This is a genomic window from Arcicella rigui (assembly GCF_034929435.1).
Classification (GTDB): Bacteria; Bacteroidota; Bacteroidia; order Cytophagales; family Spirosomataceae; genus Arcicella; species Arcicella rigui.
Genome location: NZ_JAYFUM010000011.1, coordinates 140,884 through 154,946, shown reverse-complemented (window position 1 = coordinate 154,946; position 14,063 = coordinate 140,884). Strand labels below are relative to the sequence as shown.

Annotated in this window: 11 protein-coding genes; 2 read left to right on the top strand and 9 right to left on the bottom strand. The window is 35.7% G+C overall.

Annotation, left to right across the window (positions count from 1 at the left end):
• Nucleotides 1-12 precede the first annotated feature (12 nt).
• Both odhB and lpdA read left to right on the top strand, forming a co-directional pair.
• Nucleotides 13-1,548 (top strand): 2-oxoglutarate dehydrogenase complex dihydrolipoyllysine-residue succinyltransferase, encoded by a 1,536-nt coding sequence (gene odhB, locus VB248_RS11270; RefSeq protein ID WP_323296881.1) that lies wholly within the window; start codon nt 13-15, stop codon nt 1,546-1,548.
• A gap of 187 nt (nt 1,549-1,735) precedes the next feature.
• Complete coding sequence (gene lpdA, locus VB248_RS11265) at nt 1,736-3,136, top strand: dihydrolipoyl dehydrogenase (protein ID WP_323296880.1); 1,401 nt, start codon at nt 1,736-1,738, stop codon at nt 3,134-3,136.
• Between the two features lie 62 nt (nt 3,137-3,198).
• On the opposite strand, the gene VB248_RS11260 is transcribed toward lpdA, so the two are convergent.
• The 9 genes from VB248_RS11260 to VB248_RS11220 form a co-directional block, all read right to left on the bottom strand.
• A complete protein-coding gene (locus tag VB248_RS11260; RefSeq protein ID WP_323296879.1) occupies nt 3,199-4,155 on the bottom strand; it encodes a phosphatase PAP2 family protein in 957 nt (318 codons plus the stop codon).
• Nucleotides 4,127-4,660, bottom strand: a complete 534-nt coding sequence (locus tag VB248_RS11255; protein ID WP_323296878.1) for a DUF4833 domain-containing protein — start codon at nt 4,658-4,660, stop codon at nt 4,127-4,129. Before VB248_RS11255 ends, VB248_RS11260 begins: the two co-directional genes overlap by 29 nt.
• Nucleotides 4,650-5,354, bottom strand: a complete 705-nt coding sequence (locus tag VB248_RS11250) for a CDP-alcohol phosphatidyltransferase family protein (protein ID WP_323296877.1) — start codon at nt 5,352-5,354, stop codon at nt 4,650-4,652. Before VB248_RS11250 ends, VB248_RS11255 begins: the two co-directional genes overlap by 11 nt.
• A 24-nt stretch (nt 5,355-5,378) precedes the next feature.
• Nucleotides 5,379-7,985, bottom strand: coding sequence for a DUF5686 and carboxypeptidase-like regulatory domain-containing protein (locus VB248_RS11245; RefSeq protein WP_323296876.1), 2,607 nt, complete (start codon nt 7,983-7,985; stop codon nt 5,379-5,381).
• Nucleotides 7,966-8,379, bottom strand: coding sequence for a GtrA family protein (locus tag VB248_RS11240; protein WP_323296875.1), 414 nt, complete (start codon nt 8,377-8,379; stop codon nt 7,966-7,968). The genes VB248_RS11245 and VB248_RS11240 overlap by 20 nt, the downstream gene beginning before the upstream one ends.
• Nucleotides 8,376-8,876 carry a phosphatidylglycerophosphatase A family protein gene (locus tag VB248_RS11235; protein WP_323296874.1) on the bottom strand — a complete coding sequence of 167 codons (501 nt, stop codon included), beginning with the start codon at nt 8,874-8,876 and terminating at the stop codon, nt 8,376-8,378. The genes VB248_RS11240 and VB248_RS11235 overlap by 4 nt, the downstream gene beginning before the upstream one ends.
• A 31-nt stretch (nt 8,877-8,907) precedes the next feature.
• The gene (locus tag VB248_RS11230; protein ID WP_323296873.1) at nt 8,908-10,242 is read right to left on the bottom strand and encodes an inositol-3-phosphate synthase; all 1,335 of its coding nucleotides are present in this window, start codon (nt 10,240-10,242) and stop codon (nt 8,908-8,910) included.
• A gap of 702 nt (nt 10,243-10,944) precedes the next feature.
• Complete coding sequence (locus VB248_RS11225) at nt 10,945-11,565, bottom strand: TetR/AcrR family transcriptional regulator (RefSeq protein WP_323296872.1); 621 nt, start codon at nt 11,563-11,565, stop codon at nt 10,945-10,947.
• A 247-nt stretch (nt 11,566-11,812) separates the two neighbouring features.
• Entirely contained in the window at nt 11,813-13,972 is a 2,160-nt protein-coding gene (locus VB248_RS11220) for a fibronectin type III domain-containing protein (RefSeq protein ID WP_323296871.1), read from the bottom strand.
• Nucleotides 13,973-14,063 lie beyond the last annotated feature (91 nt).

Sequence of the window (14,063 nt, the reverse complement as noted above, 5' to 3'; positions counted from 1 at the left end):
GAAATAAATACAATGGCAATTGAAATGAAAGTACCGCCAGTAGGCGAATCAATAACCGAAGTAACCATCGCCGCTTGGAATAAGAAAGACGGAGATGTTGTTAAAATGGACGAAGTTTTGTGTGAGTTAGAATCAGACAAAGCCACTTTTGAACTCCCTGCCGAAGCAGAAGGCATCTTGAAAATCGTTGCTAAAGAAGGTGATACCTTGCCTATTGGTGCTGTAATTTGTTATATCGAAACAGTAGGTAGTGCAGCCGTTGCAGCACCCGCTCCAGTGGTAGAAGCCCCAGCAGCTCCTGCTGTAAGTACAGCTACACAAACTATTGAAATTAAAGTACCAGCAGTAGGCGAATCTATTACAGAAGTAACTGTTTCTTCTTGGAATAAAAAAGAAGGCGATTCTGTGAATATGGATGAAGTACTCTGCGAATTAGAATCAGATAAAGCAACTTTTGAACTTCCGGCAGAAGCAACAGGTGTACTTCACATCGTAGCAGAAGCAGGAACAACTTTACCAATCGGTGGCTTAGTAGCAACTATTACGGTAGGGGCAGGTTCGGCAGTAGCAAGCCCTGCACCAGTAGCAGCTACTCCTGCACCAGCGGCAGGAGCTCCAACAGCTTCTACTACAAGCTATGCGGCAGGTCATGCTTCTCCAGCAGCAGCGAAAGCTTTAGCTGAAAAAGGAATTGACCCTGCAACAGTGCAAGGCTCAGGCGTTGGCGGTAGAATTACGAAAGAAGATGCTCAGGCGGCTCAAAAACCAGCTCCAGCACCTGCGGCGGCTCCAGCTAGAGCAGTAGCTCCAGCACCTTCACCAGCAGCAGTACTTTCTTCTGCTCCGGGTAGAGTAGATAGAGCAGAGAAAATGACTTCTTTGCGTAAAACCGTTGCTCGTCGTTTGGTACAAGTGAAAAACGAAACAGCAATGTTGACAACTTTCAACGAAGTAGATATGAAACCAATCATGGATCTTCGTGGAAAGTATAAAGATAAATTCAAAGAGAAACATGGTGTTGGCTTAGGCTTTATGTCGTTCTTTACAAAAGCTGTTTGTGTGGCTTTAAAAGAATTCCCAGCAGTAAATGCTTCTATTGATGGTGATTCAATCATCTTCCATGACTATTGTGATATTTCAATTGCTGTTTCTGCTCCGAAAGGATTGGTTGTACCAGTAATCAGAAATGCAGAACAATTATCTTTGGCAGGCATTGAATCAGAAGTAATTCGTTTAGCAGTAAAAGCAAGAGATAATAAATTGACTTTACCAGAAATGACTGGTGGTACATTTACAATCACTAATGGTGGTGTATTTGGTTCAATGTTATCAACGCCAATCATCAACGCTCCACAATCGGCTATTTTGGGTATGCACAACATCGTTGAGCGTCCAGTAGTTGTAGGTGGACAAATTGTTGTTCGTCCGATTATGTACATTGCTCTTTCTTATGACCATAGAATTATCGATGGTAGAGAATCAGTGTCATTCTTGGTAAGAGTAAAACAATTACTTGAAGATCCAACTCGTCTATTATTAGATGTTTAGTCAATAAAGCTGATGGCTTTTAGTCATCAGCAATCAGAAAAGATAGCTAAAGGTTCTTTGTTCCATAAAGAATCTTTAGCTATCTTTTTATGAAAGTAAAATATTACCATTTTTTTATAATCCAAAATTTATTCAACTTATAAATGATGGCAATTAGTGAATCTCTGAATGCCAAAAACTCATATATATGCAATACGATGTAATAGTAATCGGTTCTGGGCCGGGTGGCTATGTAGCTGCAATCCGTGCCGCACAATTAGGCAACAAAACTGCCATTATTGAAAAATATTCGGTTTTGGGTGGAACTTGCCTAAATGTAGGTTGTATTCCTTCAAAAGCACTTTTAGATTCTTCTGAGCATTTCCATAATGCTGCTCATGCTTTTGCTGACCACGGTATCGAAATCTCTGCTCCGAAAATCAATATCGAGCAAATGATTAACCGCAAAGCTGGTGTAGTGAAGAAAATGAACGACGGTATCAATTTCTTGATGAAGAAAAACAAGATTACTGTTTACAATGGTCTTGGTTCTTTCGTTGATAAAAGTACCGTGAATGTTGCGAAAGCAGACGGAACTTCAGAACAAATTACTGGTAAAAATATCATCATTGCTACGGGGTCAAAACCAACTGTTTTACCATTTATTCCAGTTGACAAAAAACGAATCATTACTTCAACAGAAGCTTTGAATTTGAAAGAAGTACCAAAACACCTTGTGGTAATTGGGGCAGGAGTAATCGGTGCGGAATTAGGTTCGGTTTATGCTCGTTTGGGTGCTAAAGTAAGTTTCGTTGAATTTGCTGATTCGATGATTCCTACAATGGACAAAACGATGGGTAAAGAATTGCAAAAAGCCATTAAGAAATTAGGAGCTGATTATTACTTCTCGCACAAAGTTACAGGCGTTGTTAATAACGGAGACGACGTTACGGTGACGGCAAGAAATTCAAAAGATGAAGAAGTTCAAATCACTGGTGACTATGTTTTGGTTTGTATTGGTCGTCGTCCATATACAGATGGTTTAAATCTTGAAGCAGCAGGTTTAACAACTGAGCGTGGCAAGATTGAAGTAGATGAGCATACTTTGCAAACAAAAGTACCGGGAATTTATGCCATTGGCGATGTAATTCGTGGTGCAATGTTGGCACATAAAGCTGAAGAAGAAGGCGTTTTTGTAGCTGAAACTATTGCAGGACAAAAACCGCATATCAATTATAATTTAATTCCGGGAGTTGTTTATACTTGGCCAGAAGTAGCTTCGGTAGGTAAAACTGAAGAAGAATTAAAAGCATCTGGAAAAGCTTATAAAGTAGGTTCGTTCCCGTTCAAAGCTTTAGGTCGTGCTACGGCTTCTGGCGATACTGATGGTTTAGTAAAAGTATTGGCAGACAAAGCAACAGACGAAATTTTGGGCGTTCATATCATTGGAGCAAGAGCAGCCGATATGATTGCCGAAGCAGTAGTCGCAATGGAATACCGTGCAAGTGCTGAAGATGTTGCAAGAATGTCGCACTCGCACCCAACTTATACTGAGGCAATGAAAGAAGCTTGTTTAGCTGCCACAGAAAATCGTGCTTTGCATGCTTAGTCAGGATTAAGAAAATAAAAAAGGGCTGTTACAAATATTGTATCAGCCCTTTTTATTTGCCTTTATAAAGGTAAAATGTATTTAATCATGGGTTTTCGTAAAAACAAATTGAACAATGTAATGCCGAGAATGGCACAAGAAATACCTGCCAATACTTCTAATACATAATGATGGTTTGAATACACCGCCGAACCCCAAATTCCCAAACAAAAAATCACATAAAAAATGATGAATTTCCCCATTTTAGCTTGTTTGGCAAAGTACAAAACAATTAACGGATAGGCAGAATGTAATGAAGGCATTGCTGCAAAAACATTTGCATTTTTTTCATAAATGCCTTTAAAAATGGGCATTCCAACCAAATTGTCAAAGTTTTTTAGGTTGCCCACATTTCCCATAATATTGAAATGCTCTACAAAACCGTATTCTGTTACATACCACGGTGGTGCGGCTGGATAAATATAATAAAAGCAAAAGCCGATTAGATTGACAAATAAGAAACAGTAAGCAAAACTGTAAATTACCGTTTTGTCTTTTAAAAATACATAAATCCCAAACAAAAGTGGAATAGGTACCCAGTTGATATAAAACAAACCAGACAGTATATCAAAAAAGGCTGTATGATGTTTGGTTAAGTATTCGTTCATGGTGAGTTTAATACCGTTTTCGTAAACACCGAATAAGTATTTATCGAACATATAAACCTCTTTGATATGAACAGGATTTATTTCATAATTGGGAACAAGCCTCATTGAATCATAAATTACCCAAAAAAGAGCAAAAGGAAGCATTGCTTTGATAAAGCTGCGAGTAACTCCGTTGATGATAAACATCGCCAGAACGATAAAATAAAGCGTTGAATGTTCTGGACGAAATGGAACTACTTCTCCGAACCAAATGAAATAAACAATACTTAGGGTAGTAATTAAAATAACGTTACTTTTTGTAAATCTTGAAAAGCTTTTACTTTCTTCAATAGCCCAAAAATGTTCAAGGCCTGATTTTCTCGTAAATATCATCTCCTGTTGCCACATCTTTCCCAAAAACTTCTACATAAAGTACCTTTGGTCGAAGATTACTTCCTTCGGTTTTTACGAAGACATGGTCTAATTTAGCTTGTTTGTGATTAATTTCTATAAGTGCCAAAGGCTTTCGTTGCTTGTCGAATCCTACTTTTAGTTTTCTTTTTTTGTAGGAAACTAACCAAACATCAAAGTCATTTTCACGATTTGTAGGTTCGCTACTGATGCCATAGGCAAGAAGATTCTGTATCCAAGTAAGTTCTTTTTTCTGTCCTTGTTCTTGATACCGTATCCAATATACGTTTACGGGATTTTCCTTGTCGAAATTTCCATTGGGCAATAAATTGGCATCATACACAATGGTATTTGTGTTTGCACTTCGTTGGATATAAAATAGTCTTAAAGGCGAATCAGGTACTCTTGGATAATTGCTTGGTGAAAAGCTTGTTGATAAAGTAAGGATTAATCCAAGAGTAAACCATTGAAATCGTTTATTTTTCATTTTCCGCTAAAGCCTTTTTGGTATGTTCAATTCTTTGAAGGGCTGTATAATTCGATAATATTGCTACAATTGCCAAAGGAATGGTAAAGATTGAAATAGTTTCAAACCAAGGAATACGTGGAGCGAAGCCTTCAATTCTAAAGTCATTGCCAATGATGGGAGCTAAAATACCACAAAGTAATGCCGAACCACCAATGATAACGATTCTTTCGGGGCGTTGCATCCAACCAATATCACATTTTACGCCTAAGCCTTCTGCTCTTGAACGAGTATAACTTACCATTGAAGAACCAATCAATGCCAAAAATGCAAAAAATGAACTGAATAAATAATGATGTGCAATGAGGTAATAACAAATCCCCAAAAACATAAACATTTCGCTGTATCTGTCCAAAACGGAGTCATAGAAAGCTCCAAATTTACTCGACATATTGCCAACACGAGCCAATCTGCCATCAATCATATCAAATACGCCTGCAAATAAAATCATTCCACCGCCCCAGCCGATGTAGCTAAAATCGCCTCTGAACGAAGCTTCTGCGGCATAAATAAAAATGCCAGCTGCCACTACATTGAGTATCAAACCAACGGTTGTAATCACATTGGGCGTAATTTTTAAAGCAATCAATAATTTAATGAAGGGATTAATAATTTGATAAATTACTTGTTGTCCCGCTGTTTTTAATGTGTACATGGTTTTATAAGATAATTGTTAGCATTAAAAATCAAACTTAAATCGTCCACGAATACCGTATTCAGACACATTTGGGTTGTCTAAGTAGGAGAGACGTTTCACTAAATCAATTCTAAATATTTTGAAAATATTAGAAACACCAACACTTGCTTCCATATATGGGCCATTTGCCAAAGAATTGGTTAAAATAGTGCCATCGGCTGCTTGTGGGAATCGGTATAAACTTAAATTATTTTGTGGTAAATTATTATCACTAATACTTCCCCAAAGTCCTTTGAAAGTAATTACTTCTCTTAATTTTAACTTTTTAATTAATGGTAATTTATTGAAAATGAATCCATTAAAATAGTGGTCAACAAAAAGAGCGGCATACTTGTCAGAGGCAAATTCCAAGAAGTTCATCAAGTTGTATGACTCTAACTGATACGAATACGATTGGTTCGCTCTGTGAATCATCAACAAGGGATAAGGCACTGTTCCAAAAATCTTTCCTGCTTCTGCCGTAATATCTGTATAACCAATTGGCGATACAAAGAAACGTTTGTTAGCTCTAAAAGTAAGGTTATGATAGTTGTAATCTCCTTTCAAGAAGTTACTAATTCCTAAGCTATAACGCAATTGGAAAATTGGATATTTGTTGATGATAGGAATTCTATAATTTTTACCTTGATAAAACTGCTCGTTTGGAGCAAATTTTAGGTTGATAGATACTTCTGAGCTTGTTAAATCTTTGTCGCTAATAATTTGTCCGTCGGTTGTGGTACTTCCTGAAGCATAACGATCGAATTTTAATGAACCAGCGGCTTCTTGTGTAAGATTTTTATAACCCAATTCATAACTGATTCCACTTCTCGACTCGTGACGGTAGTCTAAACGGAAAATTTTGTTATAAGTCATCTTGTCGTTTACACCTCTCTTAAATGACAACAGCACGTTATCTTCTTGAATGAACTGTAATTCTTGTCCGGGAATTCTTACTTCATCTTGATAAGAAACTCTCAGGTAATTATTGGGAAATTCATAAATGGAGTTTTTACCTAAATTATAAGTAACCCCCAAATATCCTTTCCAACGTTCATCTTTGAAGCCATAAGCGGCATAAGTTTCGAGATAGAGTTTAGGATTCAATTTCGCCATCGTTCTTCCTCCAAAACGCAAACGGAAGCCTTCTACGGGGTTAAAACTGTAAAAAGCATTAGCTGGGCCAATTTCAAAATCTCCAAAGTCTTTGTATCCAAAAAGTACTAAACCAGCAACCGTCATAAACCTTTTGAAAGCGGGTACTTTCTGAATGCTGTCAGACATCAAGTAAATGCCCTTTTCAACACTATTTAAACCCTGATGCCTTGCATTTGCCCAAAAGTCTTCGCCTTTGTTCAGTGCCATATCCATCAGTACATTCTTTTGAATGGGTTTAAAAACACTGTTGTCGATAGGTTTATTCAATACATAATTCCTAAACGAAACCGAACGTTTACCTAAAATTCCTCTTTTGTTTTCTTTTTTACTGAAACCAAAATCAATTGAAATCTCATCTTTGGTGAGCATCAATTTATTATCTTCGACTGGAGCAAATTCTTGTTCAACTAAAAGCTCGTTTACGAAGTTGAGGTTGATACTTCTTGGTACGCCCAATTTTACTTTTCTTACCGAGAAGTTCGAGTCTAAAGAAATATACATATTGCCTACAAAAGCAAAATCTGTTGGATTTCTTGGGGAGAAACCTAAGTTGACGCATTTCATATTTTGAAATTGAAGTGTATCTAAAATAACGAAACGGTAAAAAGTAGGTGATAAATTTGAAATGGGACTGATAAACTGATTGGTAAGCAAGCTGATATTGTTATCGTAAATATTTACGTCTTCATACAGACGGTTGATATACGAGGCAATCCCATTGTTATCAATGTACTGGTCTAAGCCAATTTTCTTTTCACCTTTGATATATACTTTTTCTTCTTTCGGATTTTTTCTAAAGTAAACGTCCCCAACGGTTTCTTTCAAGTAAAGCGGTAACGAAACATTGCCAGTAGTACGTGAAGTATCTAAATTATCGAAGATGAATTGAAAGTTTTTGAACATTTTTTTGTTCTTATATTCCTCGTCGATATTGTTAAGGTTTAACTGAATCTTCTCGTATTTTTCGTACTGGTAAAAATCAAGCCCTTCTTTACGGTTTTCATCTCGGTGTGCAATCACCTTTCTGATGAGTACAACAGCAGGATTGTCTTTATTGCGGTATTTGTCTTTTTTTGCTTTTACCGTAACTTCAGCGATGTTCTGAGACTGTGGCACTAACTTCACGCTAATCGTTTGGCTAACGTCTCTTTTGAAAGTCTTTGTTTCAGTTTTATAGCTAATAGATGAAAATTGAATTTTGGTAGCTTGGGGGTCTTGAATACTAAGCGTATAATTTCCGTTAATATCAGTTTGAATCCCTTGTTTTGTACCTACTACGATGATATTTACAAAAGGAATGGCTTCATTGGTTTTGCTGTCAATGACTTTTCCTTTTACTTTAGTTTGTTGCCCAAATGCAGACGATATTGAAGCGAAGCTCAAACATACAAAAAATAGGATTTGTATATTTTTGCTACTTATTGAGATTCTATTAAATAGATATTTTTTCATGACTTTTTGCATTAAACACGAACCATCTGTTCAATCCGTAGCTATATACTACAAACACGAACGTTCCTACCAATGCTCTTATGATTAGATAATTTGCTGATATAAATTCACTAAGTGCAATTACCCCGACGGTATTCATCAACGAATTTCCGGCCGATACAAGGATATATTTTATTAATTGCGTATGACTTTTTTCAGATTGAGAATCTTGAAAAACCCAAAGCCTTGACAATACAAAACCGACGATGCCTCCTGTGATGTTTCCTAAAACAGTGGACAGTCCATAAGACATACTTAGATAGTGAAGTACTAAATAAGATGTACCGAAATCTACAAAAGTAGCTAAACCAGAAACTGGTACAAATCGAAAAAAAGGTTTTAGAGACTCATTCATTCATGTAGGAAAAAGACGATTAGCTGTAAACATCCATTTGCCCAAATACCAGCCATTACGTCGTCGAGCATCACGCCCCAACCGTTTGGATATTTTTCAAAATTTCTGATATTGAATGGTTTATAAATATCAAAAAACCTGAAAAGTACAAAAGCGATAAGTAGATTTTGCCAAGTAAAAGGTATTAAGCAAATACTCAAACACATTCCAGCAACTTCGTCTATTACAATTTTTGAAGCATCTTCTCCCCAGTGTGTTTCCATGACGCCAGAAGACCACCTTCCAAGAAAAGTAACTACAATTGTAGTGACAATCAATATTACTTGATAGTTGCCTATATGATTGCTGATTTGAAAAATCCCCGCAATCATCGCACAAGCTAACAACGCTCCGAAAGTTCCCGAACCCTTTGGGATAAAACCTAAGCCTAAAGCCGAGGCAAATATTTTATGAAAATACAGCATGATAGAAAAATGGCTCTTGAAGATTGTGTCCACAAGAACCATTTTTGTATTGATTAGGTATTGATTATGCTTCTATTTCTTGGTCAACGTCTTCATAATAATCCATTCCAAGGTTATTAATCAACTCTTCGCCCATTAAATATCTTAGCGTATTTTCCAATTTTTCCAATTGTTTGAAAATATCATGTACTGGCTCTAATTCTGGTAAAGTTTGTGGAGCTTTCCAGTAGAAAGATAACCATTCTTGAATACCTGATAACTGAGCTCTCTTAGCGAGGTCAAGGAATAAAGCTAAGTCAAGCACAATCGGAGCAGCTAAAATAGAGTCACGGCACAAGAAATTGATTTTGATTTGCATTTGGTAACCCAACCAGCCAAAGATGTCGATATTATCCCAACCTTCTTTGTTGTCGCCCAATGGTGGGTAGTATTCAATTCTTACTTTGTGGTGAATATCTCCGTAAAGCTCAGGGTTGATATTAGCATCCAAAATACCGTCTAATACGTTTCCTTTTGATACTTCTTTCGTTTTGAAGTTTTCAGGAGCATCCAATACTAAACCATCTCTGTTTCCTAAAATATTTGTAGAGAACCAACCTCTTACACCTAAAGCTCTTGCTCTAAGACCCGGTGCAACGATAGTTTTCATCAAAGTTTGTCCAGTTTTGAAGTCTTTACCAGCGATTGGCGTTTCGGTTAATTTTGCCAATTCTTCTAAAGCAGGAATATCCAAACATAAGTTAGGAGCACCCATCGCAAAAGGAACATTTGATTTCAAGGCTGCATAAGCATACATCATTGAAGGAGCGATGTCTGGGTCGTTATTTAAAAGACCAGCCTCGAAGTTGGCTAAAGAAGCGTGTACTTCTTTGGCTTCGTGGTAGATTTCAGTAGAACCACACCAAACCATTACAAGGCGTTCGCAGTCGTTGGCAATTTTGAAGTTTTCAATGTCTTCTAATAACGCCTCAACTAATTCATGTTTAGTAGCTGCTGTTTTTACGTTTGTGCCATCAAGGTTTTTCACATAACGTTTGTCGAAAACAGCTTTCATAGGTTTAATAGTTTCGAGTTCATCTTTTACTAATTCGATGAGACCTCTCTCCAAAACACCAGCATTTACCGCAGCATCGTACATAGAATCAGCGTAAACATCCCATCCACCAAAAACTAAGTCATTAAGATTTGCTAAAGGGACAAAGTCTTTAATTTTTGGGTTTCTGTTGTCTGTTCTCTTTCCTAAGCGAATGTTAGCTGTCTGAGTAAGTGAACCAGTTGGTTGAGCAATTCCCTTTCTGCTTGCCAGAACTCCAGCAACAAAAGTTGTAGCTACTGCTCCCATACCGGGCATTAAAATACCTAATTTTCCTGAAGCGGGTTGTACGATGATGTCTTTCATGTGATTTAATTTTAAATGCAACGAAGAAATTTTAAAACATATTGGAGTAATATTCCTTCAAATTATAATTAGTAAAGATATTTTTTAGAAAATCAAGTATATCTAAACACTCTAAAAACTATAAACTATGGAAACTTTAAAATGGTTCACAGTTTATAATCAAAAAAGTACTTTTTTTTAAAAAAAACTTTTAAAGTGTCATATACAAATAGTACAAAACTATGGTTATGGTTAATTTAATGTTTTGTTGTGAGTAAAAATGTTAAAAACGGTACTTAATAAAAATGATATTGATTATATTTTAAACTTTATGGTTCATAACTGAACTATTAATGCTTTAGTATCAATACTTTCTGTTTTAAGAAATTTTAAGAGATTGAAGAAAATAATATTTTAATGCCTTTTTTACAAATTATTACTAAATGAGTAAGTATTGTATAACACTTATGGTTTTGAGATGAAGTCTAAATGCTACATCTTATTAAATAGTTATTTAATCTATGAAAAATTACAATTCATAGATGTTTTTCAAGAATAGCTTAACTGAGATTAATCTAATTTTTTAGATAAGGTATAGTGTTTAGCGGTGTGTGTGTTGTCAATTTGTCTGAAATATTGCTTTAATAATAACTTAATAAAAGTATTGCTTGTTCCGAATCGTTAAAAACTATTTTAAACAATTGCTTAAATGGTATCATCAATTTAGTTTTTTGAAGAATTAAATAGATAATTAAGTATCATTTCTTTTACAATCGTTTTGTGTTTTTCGGCAAATTCTTCAAAACTTTCGTCTTCCATTTTCCACATTTTGCAAGTCATAGATTTGCATAAAAAAATAAACTGGATGTTGGATTTCATTAATAGAAGAACATTTTTTATGTCAATTTGAATGACTTCACCATTTTCGATAGAGGTTGTTAACTGCTTCGACAGTGAAGAGTGGTCAACGATTTTATCGAATGCGATAGCACTGAAAAAACGGTCTGGATTGCGGTGTAATTCGTGAATAATAAAATTTGATAAATCAGGATTTTTCTTAAACATCTGAAAATCATTCTCTATCAAGTCTGAAATTTTCTCTTTCATACCAATTGGTTTGTTGAAAATCTCAATCATCCCAGAGAAGTATTGCTGAAGTTTCTCTTCAAAGACAGAAGAAAACAGCTTCTCTTTACTTCTGAAATAGTAATTCATCAAAGCACTATTCACGCCGGCTTCTTTAGCAATATCACGGGTGGTAGTTCCATCAAAACCCTTTTCTAAAAAAACTTTAATAGCTGCTTCTTTAATTTTGTTTTCAGCCGAGTTGGTTAGGCAATTCATAATTTCTGTGATTTGTGCAACAAATGTATTAACGTAAAAATAAAAAACAAACAGTTTAAGCGTTTAATTTAATCAATTGATTAAATTAAACGCTTAAACTGTTTTTGTTGTAAGAAAATCTTGTATATGTACAATAAATGTAAGGTTTTAAGCATGTATGCCGATGAAACCTTCTTAACAATAAAATAAGATTTATTTTAAATTACTCATTGAGGGTGTACGCTATACTGCATGCAATTAAATACTGTTATTTGTTCGGCTTACTGATGTTTGAAAATTTACCATTTTGATAAGCCACCTTGATAGCATACTGATAAGTTGTATCAGTTCTGTAATCTTTGTCGGTATAATTATTTTCTTTGATTGAGCCAATCATTTCTAAACCTCCACCATTTGTAGCTCTGTAAATTAGATAGTGACTTAAAATTGGACTCTCAACTGGCGACCAAGTTAATTTTACTTGTTTTTTCTGAGTATCAATGGTTACATTTATATTAGAAACCGTAGGATAGTTGGTTTTACTAAAATACTTTATCGGAATCGGGAAAGATTTTGGTGAAAGTAAGCCGTCGTCATCTTTGGCAACTACGGCGTATTGATAAGATTTATTAGAAACTACTGATTCGTCTTCATACAATAATGAACTTAGAATTGGATTTTTAGCAATTTCTTTAATAGTCATCCAGTCATTATTTCCTTCTTTTCGGTAAATAATATGGGCAACTACATCTTCACTTTCGCTGCCTACAATGGATAAACTCACGCCTTTTTCTGTCACCAACACGTCTTTAATCACTGGCGTAGTTGGTGGATTTTTATCGGGTAATTTTACGTTTAAAAATTCCGAAAAAGCAGAATGATTGTTACTTAAATCAATGGCAACTACTTTATAATACACATTTTCGTTGAGCATTTTACTGGCTAAAGTATCGGTAAAAGTATTACTCGAAATACCAACAGGCGTTATTTGGGTATAATACTTGTTTTCAGCAGTGTACGAGCGATATACTTTAAAAAGTGCAACATCAGGGTTTCTCGGACTTTTCCAACTAAGTTTTACTCTTCCTAAAGAATCTGCCTTTCCGACTAAATCTGTCGGAAACGAAGGTGGCAGACGGTCTTCAATACCGCCAGCAATCGGCAAAGTATAAGCTAAATTGCCAGCAGTATCAACCGAAGCGATGATGTAATAATCGCCAATATAAGCTTGTGGCTCAGTATCGGTAAAACTTAAAGTATTAGGCGGAATGATATTTTTCGTAATCGGCTGAAAAGGGCCATTCACGGTTGGTCCACGTCCAATCACATAACCTTTAAAATCAGCTTCTTTTATTGGTTTTTTCCAAGTAAGCATAATCGCAGTATTATTGATATTTTTTGCTCTGAAATCATCAGGTGATTTGGGTGGCGTTAAATCTTTTCCCATTGCGATAATCGTTTCAGAAGGCTTACTTTCTTCGCCGAAACTATCAATGCCACGAATACGGTAGTAATATTTTTGGTAATTTTTAGCGAGACTGTCGATGTAAAAAGCTTTGTTTTCCCATTTGGCAAATTGTGCTTTCAATAAAGTATCTTTTGCTAATTCTTGTGGGTCGTGTTTTCCCATCACAAAAGGTGTTTGATTTACTCTTTTGAAGTTTTTGCCGTCTTCACTTTTTTCAATGTAAAATGCCGAAAAATCACCTTCTGGCCCTAATCTGTCCCAAATCAAAGTGGTTTTTCTATCGCCATTTTCAGGTTTATCAACAAAGGGTGCGAAAGTCAAAAAACTTTGTCCAGCCTCTACAACCACTTGTGCCGTATCAAGTACAATTTTAGTTTTTGTTGGTATTTCACTTTCTGCCAAATAGATTTTATAAGTATAAAGTGCATCTTTTTTCTTGATGTTTTTATCCACAAAACGCAAACCAGCGGCTTCGGCAGCCTTTTTTGAAAATTCCGCAGCCGTTAAAGTTGTGGCAAATCGAACATTTTGTTCTTGACTGATTTTTTTGATATTGAAAAAATCAGGCTTAAAATTTTTATCGTTCGGGTAACCGTAGAGCATTTCTCCGACTACACTTATTCCTTTTTCATCTTCTGCCAAACGACTTTTCATTTGCTCTAAAGTCCACGGTTTTAAAGGTTTGGGCGTTAAAATTTGTCGAGTACCCTGTTGATTTTCTTTGCTATACTCAGTACGTTCGATGATATAACCACGCACAGTGCCAGCCAACCAGTAAGCAGGCATATTTGGCGACCAACGCAAAACCACAGAATCACGATAATTACGAGCCAAAAGCATGATTTTTGGCTTTTTACTCTTGCTTAAAGTATCTTTTTGTGTAGGATTTGCTTTTTGAGAGAAAGCATTTTCCACAGATATAAAGCTGAAAAACAGGAGGAATAATGATATTTTTTTCATGTGTATTTTAGCTTTGAGTTATCAGCCTTGAGCGATGAGTTTAATATTTTTTGATTTTCAAATTTCTCTTAGCAAGTAGATAAATTCGCTT